Here is a 20,892-nt window from a genome sequence, read left to right as displayed (position 1 = left end):
TAAACATACAAATTTGTCAACGCGCGTCAGAACGGCACGTCATTTTCCCAATCCTCGGCAATGCTGCGATTGTCGTTCGCCGGTGCATGCACTCGCTCGACACGCTCGCCGACCACGTGCGAAACCACATCCCAATACCGATCTCGTGGCTTGACCATGATTTCCGCAGTCTCGGCCAGTTCGTCCTGCCGCTCCAGCCACTCAAGCGGCGTCTTAGGGAACGGCCGCTGGCCACCGTGCGCCAGCCAATATCGATCGGCTTTAGACTTGGCGAAACCACTGTGCTGCGGGCAGAGCCACTCATTGATTGCGTTCATGCCGATCATGTAGCTCACCTTGACCGACGGCGGCTTGTCACCTTTGCCTTCGTGAAAGCGGAACGACCTCGACGAAACCGTGCGCGCCTCCGGCTCGACCGTAGTCATGATCGGGACATCGGCGGCCGTGGCCGAGATCTTCGGGCTGTCGTCAATGTCGAACTCAAATCCACAACACGAGCAGACGCGCACCGATGCATGCAGCTTCTCGCCGCAGCCTGGCCGGTTGTGCTTGTCGAAACCCTCTTGCGGGCAGATCTTCATCGGCGCCTCGCCGTCACCGCTGCCCGGCTCCTTCGGCTGTACCATGTCAACCGGTCCATGCTTGTTGACCAGCCCGGCGAAATCCAGCACAAGGCATGCCGGCTTCGGCCCGGCAGCAATCGCTGCCCGCCGCTCCTCCGGCGTTTCCAGCGACATGCCAGGCGCATAGAGTACGCGCGTGCCGCGGCCCATCATCTGGATGTAGAGTGCCGCGGAAAGCGTCGGCCGCAAAGCAGCGATGAGATCGACGCCCTTATGATTGAAGCCGGTCGTCAGCACCGAGTTATTGGTCAGGGCACGGATGCGATACGCCTTGAAATCCTCAATGATGCGGCGGCGCTCTTCCTTCGGTGTGTCACCGGTGATGGTTTCGCAGCTGATGCCGCGTGATCGGATCTCGTCGCGCACATGCTCGGCGTGCTCGACGCCGGAGCAGAAGCAGAGCCAGGACTTGCGGTCGGCGCCCTTCGCAACGATCTCGTCGACGGCCTTGCGGGTCACGTCGAGCTTGTCGACCGCAGCCTGCAACGCCGACTGCTTGAAGTCGCCGCCTAACCTGCCAACGCCATTGGTGTTGAGCTCGAGCGCGGTATGCTTCGATGACAGCGGCGCGAGATAGCCATCGCGGACGCCGTCGCCGATGCCGTAGGTATAGACGACGCGATCGAACATGCGATCCTCGCCCTCGTCCAGCCGACCACTATCGAGGCGAAATGGCGTGGCAGTTAAACCAACAATCTTGAGATCGGGATTGATCTCACGCATGGCAGCGAAAAACTTGCCGTACATCGTGTTGCTGTTTTTTGGGATGAGGTGGCACTCGTCGACCAGCACGACATCGACCGGGTGACGCGCCACGACAAGGCCGCCGGCGGCATCGCGGCTGACGCTGCAGATCTCGTCAACCTTGTTCCAGACCGTCTGGATGCCGGCGAAGATGATCTGGCTGCGCGCATCCCGCCGGCTAAGTCCGGCAGAATAGATGCCAGCCGGTGCGAAGGGCCAAATGCCGACCAGCTCAAGGTAGTTTTGCTCAATCAATTCCGCGACGTGCGTCACCACCATGATGCGCATGTCTGACCAGCCCTCGACGAGGCGCTGGATGACGGTGGCCATCACCATGCTCTTGCCGGTGCCGGTGGCGAGATCGATGAGCGGATTGCCGGGCTCTTCCTGCCAATAATCGAAGAGCGCGGAAACCGCGTCTTCCTGGTAGTAGCGCAAGGGCATCAGCGCACCTCCTGCTTCGCTTCACGCGCGAGCATCTTGGCGATGGGATTGGACGCCGGTGTCAATCCACCGTAGGGATCCAGATACGAGCCGTTCGCCTGAACTCCGCCGCCGAACTCCAAGTCGTATCGCTCCGATTCCGACCAACCGCAGCTTTCGCAGCCCCATGGTCCGTAGATGATACCCACGCCGACGTCAGCTTCTTCGCGCCAAAGGCTGCCTTCGCTGCATCGCGGGCAGACGCCTTCTTCGGTCATCGTTTCGTGCACTTTCGCCATCACGCCGCCTCCCGCTTCAGCTTCCACCGCAGCTCGGCCAGTTCCTTTGCCTCAATCTGGCGCACGCGCTCCGCCGTAACGCCAAGGTCGGCGGCAATCACCGGCAAGGTCTCGCCCATCGCGCGCCGAATAACTACGCCACCGCCGCGTTCGCTCATGGCCGCCAGGGTCTGCGTCAACTGGACGCGATCAAGCTGGGCCGGCGCCGTCCCGCGAAGCGCCATCAGCCTGCCTTCTGGATCCTCGACGATGCTTAACTGCCGGCGCGCCGCATCTCTGCGCAAGCTGAGAACGCCGCGCATCGACCAATAGAGCCAATTGTAAAAGCCGCCCTCTGGGCGAAACGAGCGCCAATGGCTGAGGCAATAGATAATCGTGTCGGTGACCAGATCCTCGCGCTCTTCCTTGGTCTTCGTCAGCTTTCGTGCCAGAACCTCAAGGCCCTGCTTGTATTGCATCACCCGCGCGTCAAACTCTGCCGGCCGATTATCGTTTGCTGCTTCCATTGTTGGCCTCCTTCATATTGAGAACATCGAAAAGTCTTGCCCGGGCCTTGGCCTCGAGTTGTCGCACCGCCTCGCGGCCGACGCCTCGCTCCTCGCCGATCTCGCGCAAGAGCTCGTCGTCGGCCCGGCGCAGCACGATGTCGCCGTGTCGTATGCCGGCCAGCGCCTCGGTGACGATCGCGAGATCGGCGGCATGTTCCTGCGCCGGCGGTGTGGCGACGCTGTATGCGGCCTTGAGGTCCACGGTAGGCGCGACGCGCTTTTCGGCCCGCATGGCCCGCTTGTGGTTGCTGGCCGCCCGCCGCATCATGATTTGCGCCCACGTGCGGAACGTCTCGACGCGGCACTTGTCGGCAAGGCTCAGCATCATTGCGATCGTGTCCTGCAGCAGATCCTCGTGCCGCGCGCCGGCCATGTATTTGGCCTGGCGGCGCAGGGCAGGCAGATAGGCAAGCAGGGCGGCGTCGAAGCCTGCGGGGCGGGTAGTCATGCCGCCTCCTCGTGGCTCGCGCCGTCGATCCACAGTTCTCCGGAAGCCAGCCGATAGGTGACCGTCTCGGCATCCTCGTCGCTATCGACGAGTTCGCCCGGCACCAGCGCCGGAATATGGAGATGGGTGGGGCACGCTTCTTTCTGCTCATCGAACGAGATCGGCTTCGCCCACCGCGCGCATGACCAGTGGCCGTCACCGCCCATCTCCGGCGTCGAATGCAGGCACGAGCGACAAGTCACGCGCGGCCACGCCGCGTCTTTGCAGATCGGTTTGTGCTTGCAGAATGTGCATTCGAACCAGTCCGGCTTGTCCGATATACGCGCCGGCGGCTCCGATGAGTTGATGATGCGCTCTAGCCGTGCCAGCAGCCGCAGCGTCCACTCCAAGTCATATTCGATGCGCTCGGCATAGAGCGTGTCGTCATCCTTGCAGCTGACGAGATACAGGCAGCGAGACAAGCTGAAGGCATGCATTCCCAGCTGGCATTGGCCATAGTGAAGCGGCTTCGCGACCTTGCAGCCGTCCTTGACGATCAGCTTCATGTTCTTCGCGTTGCTCGACTTGAATTCGAGCAGATGCTCTGTCTTCGGCGCCTCCGGCACGCCCATGGCCTTGCCGTCGCACTTGCCGCGGACGTGCGAGCCGACGAGCCGGATCTTGTCCTGCTGGCCGTAAACGTCTACGCCGATGCGCTGCAGATCCTCGACGAGGCGATCTTCTTCGAAGTTGCCGGTGGCGAACAGGCGCAGCTGTCGGCCGCTGTGTTTTTCAAGCGGCGTGCACCAACGGAACGAATACCAGAGCTGGCGATCGCACGGCCCGTTGGCCTCGCCGACCGATATGCCGAGGCTGTCCCAGGATTCGGCGGCTGCTTCGTAGGCTGCGTAGATTGCTCTGACCGTGCTGGACTCGGCGCGGGGAAGTGGGGACATTACGGAGCCACCCGCATTTTCCAGAATGTATCGTTATCGATCGGCACGACGATGCGGCCTTTGACGTTGCCGAGGTCGGATGCGCTGTGGTCGTGCTTGGACCACGTTGATCCGCCACTCCAGTGCGAGCCCTCTTCGATCAGTCGGCAATGATTGCAGATGCGGTGAGCGGCGCGGCTGCCGAAGTAATTGCCGGCCCGGTATGGCATCTCGGAAACGATGCGGTGCTCGCACGATGCCCGCGCATCAGAGAGGGCGGTCTGCAACGCCTCCTTGGCCGCCGCGAGCGACGCGACGGCTTTGGAAATGGTTGCTGCCACTTGTGCCTCTGGTAGCGGCTTCATATTTTCCCTACCTTCTCAAGGTTGGCCATGAATTCAGCCATCCCGCCGCCGCCCACGCCGAAAGCTTTTTGAAGAGCCTCGACGCCTAGCGCCAGCCGCGCCTTCTCGGCCCCTTCTGGCGTGTCTAGGCGAAACGTTGCGATTGGCTTTGGCCCGTTAGGAAAGGCCGCATTGTAGTCCTTATCTGCCTCGCTCTCGCAGTAGACGCATCCACGCCCAGCGCACCATCGGCAATCTCGGTACTTTTTTCCGTCGAACCTCATCAGTCACACCCGCATCGGCATTGCGACGAGCATGAGCCCCTCGAAGCCGGCCGAGGTGAACAGGCCAGGCGATCCTCCGTCGGCGAGCGCAATGGTGACTGGCCCAGACGGAAGAACGCTGAACAGATCACGCAGGTACGCTGCATTGAAACCGATCTCGATCGGTTCGCCGCTGTATTCCGCCTCGATCTCGTCAGTGGCGGCCGCGTCAGCATTATTGACCGTGAAGCCAACCGAACCGGGCGCGATGGTGAGCTTGACGGCCTTGCCGCGCTCGCTGCTGACTGTCGCAACGCGGTCGGCAGCCTTCATGAAGGCATCACGATCGACAACGACACGGTTCTCGTTGCTGCGCGGAATGACGCGCTCATAGTCTGGGAACGTGCCGTCGATCAGCTTGCTGGTGAGAACGAATTCGCCGCTGGCGATGCGGATTTTCGCCTCTCCGACTGACAGGCTGACCGTGCCCTTCGGCACGAGACCGACCGCCTTGCGCGGAACAATCACGCCCTTGAATGCGTCCTCGCCTGGATAAGTGACCTGGTGGCGAGACAGACGGTGGCCGTCCGTTGCTACGGCGCGCAGGCACTGGTCGCCGTCCTCATGGAGATGAAGGAAGACGCCGTTGAGGTAATAGCGCGTTTCCTCCGTGGAGATCGCAAACGCCGTGGGCGCGAAAAGCGCCGCGAGGTCGACGTCGAAGGTGGCGTCGTACTTGCCGTCCTGCAGATCGGGGAAGTCGATGGCTTCGAGCTTCGCCAGCTTGAACTGACTGCGGCCTGATTTTACGATCAGATTTTCAGCTTCAAGGCTGATGGAGATGTCGCCGCCGGCCTTCTTGACGATATCGGCCAGCAATTTGGCATCGACACAGATCTCGCCGGTCGCGTCTACTTCCGCCGGCGCGACGTCAGATGCGACGATATCCAGGTCGGTCCCGGTCACGCGCAGCTGTCCCGGGACAGCTGACAGCTTGACGTGGCCGAGGATCGGAATTGTGTGGCGGCTTTCGACGACACGGCCGACATTAGTCAGGACGCGCGCGAGCTCGGCTCTCACGATGGTGAGTTTCATATTGGTCTCCTCTTGTGGTGGGTTGCCGCATGGTGGTGGCCATGCGGCGGGTGTTTTAGGCCGTGGCGCCGTTGAAGAATTCCGTGGTGCGGAATTCGTCGACACAGAAGGTTTTCGGCGGATGGTCGACGAGCCACTTTGCTACGGCCTCTTGCAAAAGTCGCTCGAGCGCCGGGATATCCTGCCATGCTCCGTCTGCGCCGTCGTCGCCCCAACACTCCTGATTGCCTTCTTCCAGCTGCTCAAGCAGCGTCTCGATAAGCCAGTCGGCGTGGAAATTCGGCTTCACGACGGAACGATCGGCCTCGATGAGGACGAATGGATCCTTGTCATAGACGCCATACCCTTCCTTCAGAGCATCCTCGCGGGTGTCGTGCCGGCTGTGGAAGACATCCGCGTCGATGCTATCGGCGACGCACCATTTAAAAATCTTGTCACCCATGCTTCATCTCCTCTTGTGGTGAACAGCGGGCCGCTGGTGACGGCCCGCGTTGCTGTTATTTTGAACCCCACGGCCGGCGACCGGCAGGCTTGCCTTCCTGCTGCTGCGCCGGCGCACTGCGCTGTGCCTGGCGGTTGTCGTTGGCGGGAGCTGGGCGCTGGGCGGGCTGGTTGGCGTCGATCTCTGCCGGCGGGATGTTGCCCTCGTCAGGAAAATAGAATTTGGAAATGCTGTTGCGGGCCTTGTACGGACGACCAGCCTTGTTGACGCCCGCCTCCCCCTTCTTCACCTTCGCTGTGAAGGCGATGAAGTGGAGTTCGTCACTGTCCTCGATGTCGTTGATTTCGACGGCGCGGCAAAGGCGAGCGAAATCCTTCTGGCCTCGCTCCTGCTTGACAGCGTCGTCGTTCTCCAGGTCGATATAGCCCCAGAATTTTCTGCCCTTGTATTCCTCCGGCTCAATGACGTCGTAGGTGAGTGAGAGCGTTTTGTTGCGACCCTCCTCCTTCACCTCGCTGGCGGAAACTTCCAACTTGTACGTGCCGCTCGGCAGGAGCTCGAAATCGGTCTGCTCGGTATCATGCTGAGTTGCATCAAATTTTTTGCCCAATGAGGCCATGCGTAGTCTCCTTCTGTGGTGAATTGATCATGTTGTCGTTGGTCGCGATCAACAGGCTTGGCTGAAAGGGCGCGCTCAGTCTGTTGCCCTTACTTATGTTCGCTTTCGCCCACATTGGGCGAAGGTTGTTGAGTGCCCAGCATCGTTTAAAGTCGAGATGCTCTGGCGTCTCATAATTGAATGCACTCTTCGGCACTTCATGATCTATGTGCCAATCACCGTAATTGTCCCAAGACATACCTGGAGTGAACTTCTTCTCCAGATGCGCCATTAGATCATCAATGGTGTATCCGACGAGTAGCTCCCACTTTCTTCCGGCCTTTGCTCCATCTGACAGGCTTTTATAAATTCCGCCATAAATAGACCTGTTGAGTCTAGCCCTATCGGATGTGCGGTGAAGCTCGCGCTGGTATTCACGCATGTAAGTCCGTATCTGCAGCCTGTCCTCGTCAGTTAGAGCTGCCCTCCATGCACGATAGTATTCTTTCTTTTTCTCGCGAATCTCTGGGGCTTTTTGCTTGGCCTTTGCGGCGTTTCGGAATGCTTCATCCTCAGCATACCTTCGGTTCATGTATTCTCTTGTTTTAGACTTATTCTCCTCCCAGTTTTCATAGTACCTGCGCAGGCCTTTGATCCGCGCACATTCTGCGCAAGCGCCGTCAGTTGTGTAGCGAACGTCGATATGCCCATGCTTGCACGGCTTGCCTGTGTAGTAATGAATGCCGCCCAGTGCCTTTGCCTCCGCGCGCGTGCGCGGAAGCTTTTCGTTGTCGTTAGCTACGTCCACGGCTTTATGCCGAAATCCCCGTCGGCGCCGGGAAGTGCTTGACGAGCTCGGTGAAGCCCTGCCCTTTCCGGTAGGCGATCGAGTCCGGCATGCTGTAGCGGTTCTTGGCCTGGAAGCCGGCGCCTTCGTTCAGGTGGATCTGCCGTTCCTTGCCGCCCTCGGCGTGCGCCACCTTGGTCTGCCGCGCGACTTCCTTCTCCTTGATGGAAACGCGATAGTTCATGAAGGCGACGATGTCGGACTTCTCGCGGACCAGCGCATTGGCGCGCTTGTGCAGCTTCGGCTGGTAGCGGCTGTATGGGTCGGTGACCGGGCTGTCGAAGCGGACTATTTCCGGATGCGCCAGCATCACGACACAGATGCCGCGTTGCGCCAGAGCTGAGACGGCAGCCATCAGCTCGTTCCATTCGGAATCGGCCTCGACATAGCCCTTGCCGAAGCCGGCCTCTTCGATCGTGTTGACACCGATGCGGCGGCAGGTGGCGGCCCAGACAAGCGGCTCTAGCCCGTCGAGGCTGTCCAGGATGACGGTCTTGCGGTCGTGCTCTTCGGTGAGCAACTCGCCGAAGAAGTCAAGCAGCGCGTCGAAGCTTTCGATCGTGCCGGGTGTCGCGAGTTCGACGTCGGACGGCGGTCGCTCGCCCTCGGTGTTGAGGTAGATCGCATCGGGGAACTCCGCCGCGAGCGAAGTCTTGCCGATGCCGTCGACGCCATACAGCAAGATGACGGGCGGATCGTTTCTTTTCGTGCTCTTCAGCGAGCCAAGCGAAATTGCCATTCATTTCCCTCCTGGAAAAAAGCAGATTGCGACGAAGATGCAGACGATCACGATGACCGGCCACCAGCTGAACGGATTGGGCGGCCACATGCCGGCCGCATCAGGTTTGGTCATGGCTGTCGATCGCCTTGATGAGCTTGTCGGTTCCCCAGACGCAGCCGCTGACGAAAGCAATGGCAATCGCCCCGACGAACACGGCCGGTGCAAGGATGAAGAGCGCGACGGATACGCCTGCCACACTTGCCGCGATGGCGGCGCGGCGGATGACTGGCGCTTTGAAGCGGGTGGGTTTGTCCTGAGCAGACCGCTTGCCGACTGGTGCGTCGATCGGCACGTAATCCAGCGGCGTGCCGGTGAGTGGTGGGAGGATGGTCATCAGAATACTCCCAGCCAGACGCCGAGGCCGTGGATCACGCCGACCGGCGCGACGATGCATCCGAAGGCAAGAAGCACCCATGCGCTGGTCTTGATGCACACGATGACGTGCGTGATCCATGCGGCGATGGATCCGACGATAAGGCCGCCCCACACGAGGGCGCCGATGACGATAGCGAAGATGCTGGCGGCGTTCATGCTGCTGCCCTCGCGTTGCGGCGGGCGACTTCACGCGTGCCGTTCGGACGATAAGTCTTGCCGGTTGCGAGGAATGGCACATAACTGCTGGCCGGGTAACTGCCAGATTGACGCTCGTTGGCGCGATCGATCTTGGCCTGCCGGCGTGCGGCGGCCCGCTTCATCTGTCTGGTCATAAGTCTCCTCTCAGCCGTGCGCTTGGTCGGCGCACGGCGTTGCTGTGGTGGGTTTGGTGGAGGCGTTAGGCGGCGATGCGCGAGCGCGGCTCGTCGTTCGCGAGCCAATACTCGACGGCATCCTTCGTCGATTTCAGCCCGAGGCCGGTGATGCCGCGCAGCTCCTTGATCGCCGCGATCTTCTCGCCCTTGGCGGCAAGCCGCTGCCATTCGTGCTTGTAGGTCGGCGCCGCTTCCTGGCTGGTGGTGGTCAGGACGTAAACGCCGAACTGCTGGCCCTTGTGAACGGACGCAAGGCGCGCCGCCTCTTTGGCTGCAGCGGCCTCTGTCGCGTGGACGTGCGGCCGGTCGGCGGGCTTCGGCTGGCCGTCTTCGATCAGGGCGACGATGGCGGTTGGAGCGGGCGTGGTAATCAGCTCTATCGCATCGAATTGATCTGTCGCGCCCCATCCGACGTTCGTCCAGAACACCTTGGCATGATTGGTGCCGATGATCGATGTAATGTGTCCGGTGTGCCCGAGAGACTTATGCCGGATTTTGTCGCCCACCTTGAACTTGGCCGGCGCCGCGTTGTCGTTGCTTGCCGCAACCGCAACGGGTTCGTCGACCCATTCGGCGATGAGGTCTAGATTTCCAACCGCGCCCTTGATGAACGAGCCGTCTTCATTCCACGATTGCGACGTGATGCTGCGGCTGGAGTCGCTGAAGCCGCCCCACGGCGCCCGGCTGACCGGCCCGACCTTGCAGCCGTCGCGCGTCTTGTAGAACTTGCCAGCCTCGATGGTGAGGACTGCCGGTTGCGCTTCCGCGGCAACGGGCTCGATTGCCGACAGCGGAGCGCTCGGATTGAAGTCGTGAGACGGATGGGAAATTTTCACCTGATCGCCATAGTAATCAGATGTGGTCGCAGTCCGGACGACTTCATATTCCTCGCCCTTCCGGCCGTATGATGCGCCGCCATTCGGGTTGTTCTTCGTAAACCGCACCCGGTCGCCGACCTTCGGCTGCCATGCCGGCACGAGTTCGACGCGGCTCATGAGGCAACTGTGTGAACCCTTGTCGTTGTCGACAACTACCCTCACGCCGTCATCCGACCAGAAGCCCGTAACTGTGGCTTCGTCACCGACATTTGCGTGTCCATACTTCTCGACGAACCGCACCCGATCGCCAACCTTAAATTTCGCCATGCTCATGCCTCCCCTGCTGTCTTGGTGGATTTCTTGAGAACGCGCGGCTTGGTGAAGTCCACGGCGATCACGTTGCTGGGCTTTTCTTCGGCTTTGGCCGGTGTCGGCGGCAGCTCGTCGTCCTCGGTGAGCTGGAGCTCCCATTCGTGGAACGAGAGAACGGCAAGCGTCGGGCTGGTGCGGATGTAGATAAGGCTACCCGCAATGCCGATGACGATGCCGAAAACGCTTGTGTTCATCTTGTGCTCGACGACATCGCCAACACTGATGAAATCGCATTCGCATTGTTCGCTCATGCCGCCACCTGCTGTGTTTGCAGCCCTGCGAGCAGCAGCTCGCGGGCGGACGGCTCGACTTCGGCCGTGTCCAAGGTGGGGATGTGCGGAAGGGTGACTGGCGCCATGCCGCTCGTCGTCGAGCAGCCGCCGTTCCAGGGAGACAGACGGACCACGCGTCCGGCTGTGCTGTTGTCGTTTGCGGCGGTGCGTTTTGGTGTTTTGCTACGCTTGCCGCCGAGGGCGTAGAAAACGGTCTGGTGGCTGACGCCCAATCTGTCTGCGATTTCGCGCAGCGAAAGCTTTTGCGCTCTCAGCGAGCGCATCATTTCTGTCGGTTCCATGTGTCTCCTCTGTGGTGAATCTGCCGAGCCGGTTGCTTGACAAATTTGTTGGTGAGTTTAGGTGTAGTGTAAACATCTCCTTATGCGCAAGGTGGAATATGCCGCGTCAGCAAAAACAGAGAACTCGCCTGGCGCGATTGATTATCGAAAAGCAAGGCGGCGATTCCGATCGCGAAGTCGCCGAACGCCACGGCTGGCTGCAGCAGACCTACAACAGATGGAAGAACGGCGGCACGCCGCGTCCGGATATGTACGCCTCGCTTGCCGAATTCCTCGGCGTGCCGCACGACGAACTCGAGGCGTTGGTCATCGAGGCGCGGCAAGCCGCAGCTTCGCCGGTGCCGAGAACCGGCGTCTTCAACACGGCCAAGACCTACGGCCGCGTCAGCGACAGAAAAGACGGCAAGTATGCGTTCGAGGCGTTCAACAACGGCCGCAAGCGCATTCCGGAAGGCAGATACTGGATCGACATCGATACGAAGGTGATGGAGCCGGCCCTGCCCGTCGGCACCCGCGCATGGGTGGATCCAGGCGTCTGGCCGAAGCCAGGGCATGAAGTGCTGGTGCACGCCAAGGGCGGAGCGGCGTGGCTCGGCCGGCTGCAGTCGTTGGGCGATGGCACGGCGTCGCTTGGAAGGGACAACGGCCAGCCGGTTACGGTTCGCGATGTCGAAGCTGTGCATGCCATCGTCCTTTCTGAGCGTATTCCTGCCGGCTGACGCTGGCGCGTGACGCGGTCGCGATAGCGGCAAGAATGCGCTTGACAAATTTGTGAGATGTTTGGTAGACATCCCACGTCGCTGTGGTGGCGATATGGAACTCCGGGGTTTGACCGCAAGTCTCCTCCCCCGAGATAGTACGAACCGTTTCCCCCGAGCTGCTAAGCGGGTGGTGCCGGCCTTCGGGTCAGCCGGGGAAAATGGAACACAGAAAAAGCGCCTGCAGGCTAAGCCAGCGGCGCTATTTTTATTTCGGCTTGTCGTGGATCTTGCTTCTCAAATTCCCCTCCATCAGGTGCTTCTATAAAAAGGAAAGGCCGCCCTCATGGCGGCCCTCTTCTTGGCGGTGCGCGCCCCTTGGGCGCTAAGACTCTTCTGACGGTGGTTTCTTTCTCTTGCCGCATGATGCACTCCCTGAAATGGCGGTATCTAGAAATGATGCCCTGTGAAAAGATGGTGGGTATACCACCGGTTGAAACTCGGTTACACTAAACTCTTCTGTCGTCGAGCAATGCCAGCATCGGAGACCTCCTTATCTGACCCGTTCGTCGCCCCGTTGATGAGATTATGAATGCCACGACTCAATTGATTGTGCAAGCGCTTTCTGTTGTGTTTCGATTATGATTATGATAAGCAATTGATAAATAGGAGAAATTTTTAATGTCTCGATTGACCGAAAAGTTACATGAGCAGTCGAAGAAGACCGGCGTGACGCAGGCCGACATTTCGCGCGAACTCGATATCACACAGCAGGCAGTCAATAACCTCTTCAACGGCAGGGCTAAGTCGTCGTCATACTGGCGCGAGATCGCACGTATGCTGCAGATCGACGAAGCCGAAATGCGCGAGATGATGATCGAAGCTGGCCGAGATCCGGACCGCAAGACGAAACTGCCGCCGGCCGTCTCTACATCGAGCGCCGCGTTCGCCAACAATGTTCCCGACGACGAACCGCCGCAACCGAACGCCAAAATGGTTGAAGTTGTGCCGTTTACCCGCCCCGGCAAGATGATTCCGGTGCTTGGCGAAGTCGTCGGCGGTGATGACGGCGAGTACATTTTCAATGGTCAGGTACAGGATTGGGTCGCCTGCCCGCCTTCGCTCGTCAATGTCAACGGCGCCTATAGCGTCTATGTCGATGGCGAGTCGATGTCGCCGCGGTATCGGCCAGGCGAGACAGTCTATGTCCACCCTAACAAGCCGCCTCGGCGCGGCGATGACGTGATTGTGCAGATCAAGCCCGGCGAGGAAGGTGCGGCTCCGCACGGCTTCATTAAGGAGTTTGTCGGCTGGACCGGAAACAAGCTTGTGCTGCATCAGCACAATCCGCAAAAGCGAATCGAATTCGATCGCGGCAAGGTCATAAGCGTGCATCCAATCATTCTTTCTGGAAAATATGCTTAATTCACAATCAAGGTTGACACGCTTGCTATAAGTGCTTATAAGTCTCCTCACAGCCGCACCTTGGCTGGCACCACTGAGGAGACGACAATGCAAGGCAGAAGATATATCGAACAGGAAGACTACATTCCGCTGGCCATCGCTGCCGGCAGTGTTGAGCCCTTCCGCAAGCCTGACCACAAAGCTAAACGCCACCCGAAGCCGCGCAACGTAGATTGCCGCGGCCGTTTTGCGTTGCGCCGTCAAAAGCCGGGCCGTGTGCTGGCCGAGATTGGCGGTGAGGAATGAGCGACCTCAAGCACAGCCCCGGTCCCTGGCACTGGAACGGAAATTCGCTCATCAGCGGCAAGCACGGATATTACCTCATGCACACCGAGGAATGCCCTGGGCTTGGCCATTCGGCAGAAGCAAACAAAAGGCTGATCGCGGCGGCGCCAGATCTTCTCGATGCGTTGAAGACACTTTGGAAGGCAACCGATGCCGGCCCCGACACAAGCACAGATTTGTGGACTGATGCGGCTCTAAAGTATCGTGCTGCCATCGCCAAAGTGGAGGGTCGCTCATGACCATCCGCGATTTTATCAAGGATCTGATCGGCGCAGCGTCGGCAGGCGTGTTCGTCGCGGCCGTATCCATCTGGCTGCCGTATCTCGCGCAGCATCACTGACCAACCAACCACCACACCGCTAGAGGAGACCACCAGTGAAATTCGATATCCTGAACAGATTTTCCGGCGAAGTGCAGATCTCTGCAGAGATTGATTGCGCCGCAGACACGATTCCGTCCGTAAAGCTCGGCCTCGCCGTCAAGTGGGCGATCAAGGAAAAGAAGGACCTGGGCGGCGCCGACCTGCGCGGCGCCGACCTGCGCGGCGCCAACCTGGGCAGCGCCAACCTGGGCAGCGCCGACCTGCGCAGCGCCGACCTGGGCGGCGCCGACCTGGGCAGCGCCAACCTGGGCGGCGCCGACCTGCGCGGCGCCGACCTGCGCGGCGCCAACCTGGGCAGCGCCAACCTGGGCAGCGCCGACCTGCGCAGCGCCGACCTGGGCGGCGCCGACCTGCGCGGCGCCAACCTGGGCAGCGCCGACCTGCGCAGCGCCGACCTGGGCGGCGCCGACCTGCGCGGCGCCAACCTGGGCAGCGCCGACCTGGGCAGCGCCGACCTGCGCGAGGCGAAAAATGCTGAGCTTCCCATCGCGCAAACTCGCATCTTGCCGGAAGGTAGCATCATCGGCTGGAAGAAGTGCCAGAACGGCGTGATCGTCAAGCTGCGCATTCCGGAAGAGGCGAAACGATCGCACGCCTTCGGCCGAAAGTGCCGTGCCGAGTTCGCCGACGTGGTCGAAGTCATCGGCGCAGAAGTCGGCGTCAGCATGCACGACTACAGCACCGAATACCGCGCCGGTCAGCGCGTGACACCCGACCGCTTCGATGAAAACTGGATGGAGGAATGCGCGCCGGGCATCCACTTCTTCATCACCCGCATCGAGGCAGAGAATTACTAATTGCCCCGAGGGCAATAGAGCGCGGCCGGTGATGATGGCTGCAACTATTCGTTTCCGTGCCGCGCTCTCACCAATTCCACCACCACGAGAAGGAGACACCATGACCACCAACAACAGAAGACCGAAGCCCGCCAACAACAACCGGCCGCAGCAGGCGCGGCCCAGCAACTACGAGTTCTTGCCGTACGCCGGCACTGGCACCGAGGTCGTTGACGACCTGGCGCCTGGCGTTGCGCCCAGTTGGCGGCTACTCGAAATCGCCAAGTGGCACGACGGCAAGCATGCTGGCCGCAATCGGACGATCGCCGCGCGGCTGCGCGCCGTGGCGGCTGAGCAGGATGATGAGAGGGTGGCGGCGTGACATCCCTCCGACCATACCAGGAAACCGCAGTTGTTAGCGCGCTCGACGCGCTAACAAGGAGCGGTAGCGTTGTTCTGCAGATGCCGACCGGCGCCGGCAAGACGCGGACGGCGGCCGAGATCGTAAAGCGTTCTTCCGGCGTGGTTTGGTTCATTTGCCATCGCCAAGAAATAGAACGGCAGACTGCCGAGGCCTTCCGCAAGGCGGGCATCGATTTCGGCATTATCTCCCCGCGAGCCAGCCCCGACTACGGCAAGGGCGTTCAGATCGTGTCAGTGGCCGTTGCACGTCTCGACGAGATACCAAACCCATCTCTGGTCATTTGGGATGAATGCCACCACGTGCCGGCCGAATCGTGGGCTGAGCTACACCGGAAGCTTGCCACTGCACGCCACCTTGGCCTTACCGCAACACCGGAACGACTCGACGGCAAGGGTCTCAAAGATTGGTTCTCCGCACTTGTGATCGGCCCTTCAATTTCTGAGCTTGTCCTGGACGGGTACCTGTCGCCATTCCGATATTTCGCGCCGAGCGACCCAGACCTGACGGCCGCAAAACTCCAAGCTGGCGATTACCGCAAGAAAGATACAGATGCCGCGATGAATACTCCCGTCCTGATCGGTGACGCCGTGGCTGAATATCGCAGGAGCGCCAACGGCAAGCGGGCCATTGCGTTTTGCACGTCGGTCGAAGCCAGCAAGGCTCTCGTGGATCGCTTCAACCGCGATGACATTGCGGCCATACACGTAGACGGCAAATCGAGCGATGACGAGCGTCGAGCGGCTATCGATGCGTTCACGTCTGGAGAGGTCAAAATCCTGTCAAACGTGGACGTTTTTACGGAGGGCTTTGACGTCCCTGGCATCGAGGCCGTGATCCTCATGCGCCCAACCAGATCAACAACGTTGCTCTTGCAGATGATCGGCCGCGCGCTCCGGCCAGTTGGCGGAAAGACCGCAATCATAATGGATCATGCCGGGCTGCATCGTGATCACGGATGGTTCGCCAGGGAATGGGATTGGTCTATTGATGGCGGCGCCGCCAGGACTCGCCGCATGGGCGGCGACGGAGTCCGCCGTTGTCCTGAGTGCAAGGAGGTTCGTGGCGAACGTGTCGAGGCGTGCGCTTGTGGATATGAGTTTCCGACGGGTCGCGAGATTGGTGAGTATGATGGGGTTCTGCACGAGGTTAGCGGCGATGTGCCGGATGGGTGCGTCACACAGGCAGAGTTCGCACGCTTGGTTGGAGCTAAGAGCTCATCGTCGCCTCAACAGTGGGCTAAAAAGGGCATGCCCATGCACGGTGCGTATGTGCCAGTATCAGATGCGGTTGCCTGGCTTTCTCTGAACCCGCCCAGCAGCATGCCGCCGATCGGCATAAAGAACGCAGATGAGTACGAATCCCAGGCTGCTTTTGCGAGGAGATCTGGGTGGTCACAAGGGCGCATTAACAAACTCGTTGCGTCTGGTGAGATTCCCAGTGCTAGGAATGGCTGGATTCATATTCAGGACGGATTAAACGCCATCGCGAAAAGAACCATTGGGAGACCCCCATCAGACGTAGACGACCCAGAAAACTACGAACCAGTGCACAAGTTCTTTCGAGAACGTCTCGGTCGCTGGAATTTCAGAAGTAGCAAATTTGCCTGTCTGCCACGTGCCAGCAACGGGTGGGTGCACATCCCGACCGCCATGCAGATTGCGCAAGATCGCGGATGGATCAAGGGAACGTTCGATCGGAAAACCCACGAAACCAAAACTCAGTTTGCAAAAAGGATAGGGAGGGCTCCCGCTTCCGTTACATTATATGCAAAAAGCGGGCTGCCTTGCGATGCTGGCGGTAGGGTCTCAATTCTGTCCGGCCTCGAATGGGTGCGCGACAACACCAACGTCGCCATCCCGCCGGAGGCGTGGCCCACCGCGAACGATAACGAGAAAAAGCATCACGCTGCGGCTTGATGCTTGGGCGGAAGATGGGGAGCCGGACCATACGCTTACCCGGTCGATCTTCCGCCCACCCGCACCACCACCACGAAGAAGGAGACACGACATGAAAGTTTCACTAGGCCTCGACATCCCGCATGAAAAGCAGGTTGAAATTGACAAAGCCATAGACAAGCTTGAGCGAAGGCTCGGCAAGATCATGGCCGAGTGCGTCACGTGCGAAAACACCAGCGACGCAGCCGAGCATCCGCCACATATCGACATTTCCAAGATGATCGAAAACGCACTTGGACGGAAGGTCGAGCCGCCCGAATACGCAGTCGGGGTGTCTGATCCGCTGCCGGGCAGCCCATCCCTAGCTCAAAATGAACATGTGCTGGTCCGGATCGTCAGCCGCAGCGAACTTCGCGACATCGAAGAAGACCTGATCGGCGATGGCTTCCGCCGGCGGCTGCATATCGAGGAAATATTTGAATTTAGCAACACATCAACCGGCACCATCAAGCGCTTCATCGTCGACAAGTGGCTTCGCTGACATGACACGCCAGCCAGCCAACGACAACGAACCGGCGGTGGGGCTAAACGCCCTGCCACTCTTTGCCACCGACAAGCAACTGGCTGTTGCCCTCGTCGGCAGAGGCCGGGCCGACACCTGGATAAAGCGAACCCTGCCAATACTTGAGGCCAGAGGTTTCCCACGCATTGATGCGCTTCACGATGGCAGGCCAGTTCCGCTCGTGAAGCGATACTATGATAATTATCTCGGCGCCAACGCGAACTATGTCTCTACAGGCGCGCGAACTCCGGAGGATCCAGAATCATGGACAGCAGGCCCCCGCACCCGAAAATTCAAGCGCCGGGTCTAATTTGGCAGTGGCGCAAGAAGTCGTGGACGCCACGGTGGCGTCCGCCTCAACGCCTCTCCAAGCTGATGAAGGGCGAAAACCTAAAGCACCTATTGGACCGGCCAGAAGAGCTAATTTCCCGATGCCACTATCTTGAAGGGCAATTAGAAGCTCTTGTAGAGGCATCTGAAGGGTCGACATTAAACACGTTTGACGGGACGATGGGTACGCTACTGAAAAGGTATCAATCAGACCCAGATAGCCCGTATTTTTCGCTAAGGCCCAAGTCAAGGAAACCGTATGATTTCTACATACCAAAGCTGATAAACCACATCGGCGGCAGTCGCCTCAACGAGATAACGGGCATCGACCTAAAGAAGTGGCATGGCGTCTGGTCAAAAGGAGGTACGCGCCTTGCTGCGTCCAAGATGTCGCGCGCAGTTGTAGACGCGGCCGTATCATATGGGATCATGACGCGCCTTCCAGACTGCCTTGAACTTAAGGAGGTCTTGAAATCGGCAAGCCGCAAGCTGCCCAATCCAAAACGGCGAGAGGTTGTCATCGCCGCCAATCAGGTAATCGCACTTCGCAAGGCAGCCCATGCCGCTGGCCGTCCGTCATCTGCATTAGCCTACGCCTTGGTCTACGAAACGACCCTTCGGCTATGGGATGTCATCGGCCAGTGGGTGCCAATCCAATCTGAAGGCGTCAGTGATGTCATCAATACCCGCACCGGGAACAAGTGGTTCGGTCTGCGGTGGGAGGATATCGATGAGCATATGGTGCTTCGCTACGTACCATCGAAGACATCCATGAAAACAGGCCTAGCCGTTACCTACCCTCTCAACAAGGCGCCTATGGTGATGGAGGAGTTGGAGAAGTGGCCGCTTGAGCAACGAACTGGACCGGTGATCGTCTACGAGGTCAATGGCCGCCCATACCTATCTGAGGTATTCTCCAGCATGTGGTCTCGCGATCGAAAAGCGGCAGGAATAGATACCAGCATCTGGGCGCGCGATCTGCGAGCTAGTGGAATCTCTGAAGCGCGCGCGGCTGGCGTCGCAACCGATGACGCCGCAAAGGTCGCCGGCCACGCCTCGACTAAGACGACCTCTGCTGTATATGACCGAGCCGCGCTGGCTGCCGCTGAGCGTTTTGCTGATGCACGAGCGAGCAAGCGAGACGCCAAATGAAAAAAGGCACTGGGTGGCACATCGTAACGCCACCAGTAACGCCATGTAACGCCTACCAATGAAATCAACAGGTTAACAAACTGTATATTTAACCGATTGTTAAGATCATCGGCGCAAAATGCAGCAATCGACGCGAGCGGGTGCCCGCTCCAGCAAACGACGAACGGATGACATGATGCGCCCTCGATTTCCGCACCAATTCATTGGCTTCTGCAGGTTGCTTTCGGCCCTCGTCTTCTCCTCGCTGATGATTGCCGGGCCGGCCGCCGCCCAGAACAACGGTCAGTATACGATGCAGGAAATCATCGATACCGGCCACTCCTTCTTCGGGTCCGCGAGCGGCGGCCTTGCCAAGGTGGTCGAGAGCGCCTTCCAGAAATACGGCCTGCCGAACGGTTATATTCTCGGGCAGGAAGGCGGCGGCGCCTTTATCGCCGGTCTCACCTATGGCGAAGGCCAGCTCAACACCAAGAACGCCGGCGAGCATCCGCTCTACTGGCAGGGCCCGTCTCTCGGCATCGATTACGGCGGCCAGGGCTCGCGCGTCATGATGCTGGTCTACGATCTGCCTTCCATCGACGGCATCTACGCCCGCTTCGGCGGCGTCAGCGGCTCGGCCTATGTGATCGCCGGCTTCGGCATGACGGTGCTGAAAAACAACGACGTCCTGGTCGTACCGATCCGCACCGGTGTTGGCGCCCGTCTCGGCGTCAATGTCGGTTATCTCAAGATCACCCAGGCGCCGACCTGGAACCCCTTCTGAGGCCGTAAATCGGCAGGAATCGGCCGCCGCCGGCATCGGCGGCCTTGCCATGCGTGCCATGCGTGCTTAATCATCGCGGCTGACCCCGCATTAACTGTCGAACCTATGGCCGCGCCGTGATCGAATACGCTCTCTTGTTCGGATTGGGCTTCCTGACCGCGGCCTTCCTCGTCTTTCTGGTTTCGCCGGCCGTTCATCGCCGCATTGTCTGGTATACCGAAAACCGTCTCAAGGCGACGATGCCGCTGAGCCCGCAGGAGGTTCGTGCTCAGAAGGATATGGTGCGCGCGCTTCATGCCGCCGAAAATGCCCGCACCACCCAGGACCTTCTGCGTGAGCGCGAGAAATCTCTGTCGCTCCAGCTGCGCCACGATGCGCTCGCCGTCGATGCCGGCAGGCTCGCCGCCGAGATCGGCGAATTGCAGGCCCAGATCGGCGAGATGCATGTCGAGGCGGCCGAGCAGCGCTCGCGCTTGCGCAAGGATGAGAACTATATCAGCCAGTTGAAGACCAATCTGCATATTGCCGAACAATCCGCCGCCAACAAGGAGAGCGAACTGGCGGCAATGCGGACGCGGCTGAGCAAACTCAGCGAACAGGCTGACGGGCTGAGAATCGATCTCGCCGCGCGTGAGACCGAAGCGGAAAGCCTGAAATTCCGCGCCAACACGCTGCGGGACGAACGCGACACATTGCGCCAGGACGTCAACCTGCTGCAGAAGCGGGCCAGGGATGCCGAGCAGAAACTGACGCAGCAGCAGCATATGGTGATCCGCCTGGAGGACAAGGCTGCGCGCGAAAGCGCTTCCGCCGCCGAGAAGGAAACGCAGCTCGCCCGCCGTCAGCAGGAGATCGCCAAGTTGAAGGAGCAGTTGAAAGCCGCCAATGCCGAGATCCGCAAGATCAACCGGGTGCTGCGCGATGCTGGCCTGGCGAAGATAGCGGCGGAACTACCGGCGGAACTGACGGCCGAAGACACGACCTCATCCGTACTCGACACCGCCGCTGTGACGGCTGAGATAGGCGAGGATGTCCGCAAGCGCAGCGCCGCCCTTGCCGAGCGCCTGCAGAAGGCAAAGTCCGTCACCGGACGCGATGGTGCGATTCGCGAGGAGATCGCTTCGATCGCCGCCAATATGGTGGCGCTGACCGCAATCAACGAAGGCCCTTCCTCACCGATCCACGCGCTGCTGCCGGACGCCGGCAACAACAACCCGAGCGATCGCGTCAGCCTTGCCGACAGGGCGGCCGCCATCATCGCCAATCCGGGGCGTTAAGC

28 protein-coding genes are annotated in these 20,892 nt (G+C 60.0%); 11 read left to right on the top strand and 17 right to left on the bottom strand.

Annotation, left to right across the window (positions count from 1 at the left end; genetic code table 11):
- Positions 1–26: 26 nt before the first annotated feature.
- The 17 genes from QWJ46_RS00535 to QWJ46_RS00455 all read right to left on the bottom strand — a co-directional run bounded on the left by QWJ46_RS00535 (position 27) and on the right by QWJ46_RS00455 (position 10,882).
- A complete protein-coding gene (locus QWJ46_RS00535; RefSeq protein WP_302748549.1) occupies positions 27–1,811 on the bottom strand; it encodes a DEAD/DEAH box helicase in 1,785 nt (594 codons plus the stop codon).
- Positions 1,811–2,089 (bottom strand): hypothetical protein, encoded by a 279-nt coding sequence (locus QWJ46_RS00530; protein ID WP_302748547.1) that lies wholly within the window; start codon positions 2,087–2,089, stop codon positions 1,811–1,813. The genes QWJ46_RS00535 and QWJ46_RS00530 overlap by 1 nt, the downstream gene beginning before the upstream one ends.
- Positions 2,089–2,595: a sigma-70 family RNA polymerase sigma factor gene (locus QWJ46_RS00525; RefSeq protein ID WP_302748545.1), complete on the bottom strand. Its 507-nt coding sequence runs from the start codon at positions 2,593–2,595 to the stop codon at positions 2,089–2,091. Before QWJ46_RS00525 ends, QWJ46_RS00530 begins: the two co-directional genes overlap by 1 nt.
- Positions 2,576–3,085, bottom strand: a complete 510-nt coding sequence (locus tag QWJ46_RS00520) for a sigma-70 family RNA polymerase sigma factor (protein WP_302748543.1) — start codon at positions 3,083–3,085, stop codon at positions 2,576–2,578. The genes QWJ46_RS00525 and QWJ46_RS00520 overlap by 20 nt, the downstream gene beginning before the upstream one ends.
- Positions 3,082–4,020 (bottom strand): oxidoreductase, encoded by a 939-nt coding sequence (locus tag QWJ46_RS00515; protein ID WP_302748542.1) that lies wholly within the window; start codon positions 4,018–4,020, stop codon positions 3,082–3,084. The genes QWJ46_RS00520 and QWJ46_RS00515 overlap by 4 nt, the downstream gene beginning before the upstream one ends.
- The gene (locus QWJ46_RS00510) at positions 4,020–4,340 is read right to left on the bottom strand and encodes a hypothetical protein (RefSeq protein ID WP_302748541.1); all 321 of its coding nucleotides are present in this window, start codon (positions 4,338–4,340) and stop codon (positions 4,020–4,022) included. Before QWJ46_RS00510 ends, QWJ46_RS00515 begins: the two co-directional genes overlap by 1 nt.
- Positions 4,341–4,630: 290 nt before the next feature.
- The gene (gene dnaN, locus QWJ46_RS00505; RefSeq protein ID WP_302748540.1) at positions 4,631–5,701 is read right to left on the bottom strand and encodes a DNA polymerase III subunit beta; all 1,071 of its coding nucleotides are present in this window, start codon (positions 5,699–5,701) and stop codon (positions 4,631–4,633) included.
- Positions 5,702–5,756: 55 nt separating this feature from the next.
- Positions 5,757–6,143, bottom strand: a complete 387-nt coding sequence (locus QWJ46_RS00500) for a hypothetical protein (RefSeq protein WP_302748539.1) — start codon at positions 6,141–6,143, stop codon at positions 5,757–5,759.
- A gap of 55 nt (positions 6,144–6,198) precedes the next feature.
- Positions 6,199–6,762 (bottom strand): DUF669 domain-containing protein, encoded by a 564-nt coding sequence (locus QWJ46_RS00495; RefSeq protein WP_302748538.1) that lies wholly within the window; start codon positions 6,760–6,762, stop codon positions 6,199–6,201.
- Positions 6,737–7,549 carry a hypothetical protein gene (locus QWJ46_RS00490; RefSeq protein WP_302748537.1) on the bottom strand — a complete coding sequence of 271 codons (813 nt, stop codon included), beginning with the start codon at positions 7,547–7,549 and terminating at the stop codon, positions 6,737–6,739. Before QWJ46_RS00490 ends, QWJ46_RS00495 begins: the two co-directional genes overlap by 26 nt.
- Before the next feature lie 4 nt (positions 7,550–7,553).
- Positions 7,554–8,327, bottom strand: a complete 774-nt coding sequence (locus QWJ46_RS00485; RefSeq protein ID WP_302748536.1) for an ATP-binding protein — start codon at positions 8,325–8,327, stop codon at positions 7,554–7,556.
- Positions 8,328–8,427: 100 nt separating this feature from the next.
- On the bottom strand, positions 8,428–8,703 hold the full coding sequence (locus tag QWJ46_RS00480; RefSeq protein WP_302748534.1) for a hypothetical protein: 276 nt from the start codon (positions 8,701–8,703) through the stop codon (positions 8,428–8,430).
- A complete protein-coding gene (locus QWJ46_RS00475; RefSeq protein WP_302748533.1) occupies positions 8,703–8,900 on the bottom strand; it encodes a hypothetical protein in 198 nt (65 codons plus the stop codon). Before QWJ46_RS00475 ends, QWJ46_RS00480 begins: the two co-directional genes overlap by 1 nt.
- The gene (locus QWJ46_RS00470) at positions 8,897–9,076 is read right to left on the bottom strand and encodes a hypothetical protein (protein ID WP_302748531.1); all 180 of its coding nucleotides are present in this window, start codon (positions 9,074–9,076) and stop codon (positions 8,897–8,899) included. Before QWJ46_RS00470 ends, QWJ46_RS00475 begins: the two co-directional genes overlap by 4 nt.
- A 65-nt stretch (positions 9,077–9,141) precedes the next feature.
- Complete coding sequence (locus tag QWJ46_RS00465; protein WP_302748530.1) at positions 9,142–10,263, bottom strand: ribosomal protein L7/L12; 1,122 nt, start codon at positions 10,261–10,263, stop codon at positions 9,142–9,144.
- Positions 10,264–10,265: 2 nt separating this feature from the next.
- Positions 10,266–10,559: a hypothetical protein gene (locus QWJ46_RS00460; RefSeq protein ID WP_302748528.1), complete on the bottom strand. Its 294-nt coding sequence runs from the start codon at positions 10,557–10,559 to the stop codon at positions 10,266–10,268.
- Complete coding sequence (locus tag QWJ46_RS00455) at positions 10,556–10,882, bottom strand: hypothetical protein (protein ID WP_302748527.1); 327 nt, start codon at positions 10,880–10,882, stop codon at positions 10,556–10,558. Before QWJ46_RS00455 ends, QWJ46_RS00460 begins: the two co-directional genes overlap by 4 nt.
- Positions 10,883–11,019: 137 nt before the next feature.
- Between QWJ46_RS00455 and QWJ46_RS00450 the strand changes: the two genes are divergently transcribed.
- The 11 genes from QWJ46_RS00450 (at position 11,020) to QWJ46_RS00400 (ending at position 20,890) form a co-directional block, all read left to right on the top strand.
- Positions 11,020–11,601 carry a helix-turn-helix domain-containing protein gene (locus QWJ46_RS00450; protein ID WP_302748525.1) on the top strand — a complete coding sequence of 194 codons (582 nt, stop codon included), beginning with the start codon at positions 11,020–11,022 and terminating at the stop codon, positions 11,599–11,601.
- Positions 11,602–12,309: 708 nt separating this feature from the next.
- On the top strand, positions 12,310–13,005 hold the full coding sequence (locus QWJ46_RS00445) for a S24 family peptidase (protein ID WP_302748523.1): 696 nt from the start codon (positions 12,310–12,312) through the stop codon (positions 13,003–13,005).
- Between the two features lie 87 nt (positions 13,006–13,092).
- A complete protein-coding gene (locus QWJ46_RS00440; protein WP_302748522.1) occupies positions 13,093–13,290 on the top strand; it encodes a hypothetical protein in 198 nt (65 codons plus the stop codon).
- Entirely contained in the window at positions 13,287–13,568 is a 282-nt protein-coding gene (locus tag QWJ46_RS00435) for a hypothetical protein (protein ID WP_302748521.1), read from the top strand. The genes QWJ46_RS00440 and QWJ46_RS00435 overlap by 4 nt, the downstream gene beginning before the upstream one ends.
- Before the next feature lie 136 nt (positions 13,569–13,704).
- Entirely contained in the window at positions 13,705–14,508 is an 804-nt protein-coding gene (locus tag QWJ46_RS00430) for a pentapeptide repeat-containing protein (RefSeq protein ID WP_302748519.1), read from the top strand.
- A 100-nt stretch (positions 14,509–14,608) separates the two neighbouring features.
- A complete protein-coding gene (locus QWJ46_RS00425; RefSeq protein ID WP_302748518.1) occupies positions 14,609–14,869 on the top strand; it encodes a hypothetical protein in 261 nt (86 codons plus the stop codon).
- A complete protein-coding gene (locus tag QWJ46_RS00420) occupies positions 14,866–16,827 on the top strand; it encodes a DEAD/DEAH box helicase (protein WP_302748516.1) in 1,962 nt (653 codons plus the stop codon). Before QWJ46_RS00425 ends, QWJ46_RS00420 begins: the two co-directional genes overlap by 4 nt.
- Positions 16,828–16,918: 91 nt before the next feature.
- Positions 16,919–17,347: a hypothetical protein gene (locus QWJ46_RS00415; RefSeq protein WP_302748514.1), complete on the top strand. Its 429-nt coding sequence runs from the start codon at positions 16,919–16,921 to the stop codon at positions 17,345–17,347.
- Between the two features lie 285 nt (positions 17,348–17,632).
- Positions 17,633–18,850, top strand: a complete 1,218-nt coding sequence (locus tag QWJ46_RS00410) for a tyrosine-type recombinase/integrase (RefSeq protein ID WP_302748512.1) — start codon at positions 17,633–17,635, stop codon at positions 18,848–18,850.
- Positions 18,851–19,025: 175 nt separating this feature from the next.
- Entirely contained in the window at positions 19,026–19,613 is a 588-nt protein-coding gene (locus QWJ46_RS00405; protein WP_184454302.1) for a DUF1134 domain-containing protein, read from the top strand.
- A gap of 116 nt (positions 19,614–19,729) precedes the next feature.
- Positions 19,730–20,890, top strand: coding sequence for a hypothetical protein (locus tag QWJ46_RS00400; RefSeq protein ID WP_302748511.1), 1,161 nt, complete (start codon positions 19,730–19,732; stop codon positions 20,888–20,890).
- The last annotated feature ends 2 nt before the right edge of the window (positions 20,891–20,892 follow it).

The sequence above is a fragment of the Rhizobium sp. CBN3 genome (assembly GCF_030518245.1).
GTDB classification, from domain to species: domain Bacteria; phylum Pseudomonadota; class Alphaproteobacteria; order Rhizobiales; family Rhizobiaceae; genus Rhizobium; species Rhizobium aethiopicum_A.
This window is presented reverse-complemented; position numbering and strand designations above follow the sequence as displayed.

Coding starts and splice junctions, on each gene's coding strand:
- QWJ46_RS00410 (WP_302748512.1), top strand. CDS start 17,633: ATGGACAGCAGGCCCCCGCACCCGAAAATTCAAGCGCCGGGTCTAATT.
- QWJ46_RS00520 (WP_302748543.1), bottom strand. CDS start 3,085: ATGACTACCCGCCCCGCAGGCTTCGACGCCGCCCTGCTTGCCTATCTG.
- QWJ46_RS00530 (WP_302748547.1), bottom strand. CDS start 2,089: ATGGCGAAAGTGCACGAAACGATGACCGAAGAAGGCGTCTGCCCGCGA.
- QWJ46_RS00460 (WP_302748528.1), bottom strand. CDS start 10,559: ATGAGCGAACAATGCGAATGCGATTTCATCAGTGTTGGCGATGTCGTC.
- QWJ46_RS00525 (WP_302748545.1), bottom strand. CDS start 2,595: ATGGAAGCAGCAAACGATAATCGGCCGGCAGAGTTTGACGCGCGGGTG.
- QWJ46_RS00475 (WP_302748533.1), bottom strand. CDS start 8,900: ATGAACGCCGCCAGCATCTTCGCTATCGTCATCGGCGCCCTCGTGTGG.
- QWJ46_RS00440 (WP_302748522.1), top strand. CDS start 13,093: ATGCAAGGCAGAAGATATATCGAACAGGAAGACTACATTCCGCTGGCC.
- QWJ46_RS00425 (WP_302748518.1), top strand. CDS start 14,609: ATGACCACCAACAACAGAAGACCGAAGCCCGCCAACAACAACCGGCCG.
- QWJ46_RS00535 (WP_302748549.1), bottom strand. CDS start 1,811: ATGCCCTTGCGCTACTACCAGGAAGACGCGGTTTCCGCGCTCTTCGAT.
- QWJ46_RS00495 (WP_302748538.1), bottom strand. CDS start 6,762: ATGGCCTCATTGGGCAAAAAATTTGATGCAACTCAGCATGATACCGAG.
- QWJ46_RS00435 (WP_302748521.1), top strand. CDS start 13,287: ATGAGCGACCTCAAGCACAGCCCCGGTCCCTGGCACTGGAACGGAAAT.
- QWJ46_RS00465 (WP_302748530.1), bottom strand. CDS start 10,263: ATGGCGAAATTTAAGGTTGGCGATCGGGTGCGGTTCGTCGAGAAGTAT.
- dnaN (WP_302748540.1), bottom strand. CDS start 5,701: ATGAAACTCACCATCGTGAGAGCCGAGCTCGCGCGCGTCCTGACTAAT.
- QWJ46_RS00415 (WP_302748514.1), top strand. CDS start 16,919: ATGAAAGTTTCACTAGGCCTCGACATCCCGCATGAAAAGCAGGTTGAA.
- QWJ46_RS00405 (WP_184454302.1), top strand. CDS start 19,026: ATGCGCCCTCGATTTCCGCACCAATTCATTGGCTTCTGCAGGTTGCTT.
- QWJ46_RS00515 (WP_302748542.1), bottom strand. CDS start 4,020: ATGTCCCCACTTCCCCGCGCCGAGTCCAGCACGGTCAGAGCAATCTAC.
- QWJ46_RS00500 (WP_302748539.1), bottom strand. CDS start 6,143: ATGGGTGACAAGATTTTTAAATGGTGCGTCGCCGATAGCATCGACGCG.
- QWJ46_RS00485 (WP_302748536.1), bottom strand. CDS start 8,327: ATGGCAATTTCGCTTGGCTCGCTGAAGAGCACGAAAAGAAACGATCCG.
- QWJ46_RS00455 (WP_302748527.1), bottom strand. CDS start 10,882: ATGGAACCGACAGAAATGATGCGCTCGCTGAGAGCGCAAAAGCTTTCG.
- QWJ46_RS00480 (WP_302748534.1), bottom strand. CDS start 8,703: ATGACCATCCTCCCACCACTCACCGGCACGCCGCTGGATTACGTGCCG.
- QWJ46_RS00470 (WP_302748531.1), bottom strand. CDS start 9,076: ATGACCAGACAGATGAAGCGGGCCGCCGCACGCCGGCAGGCCAAGATC.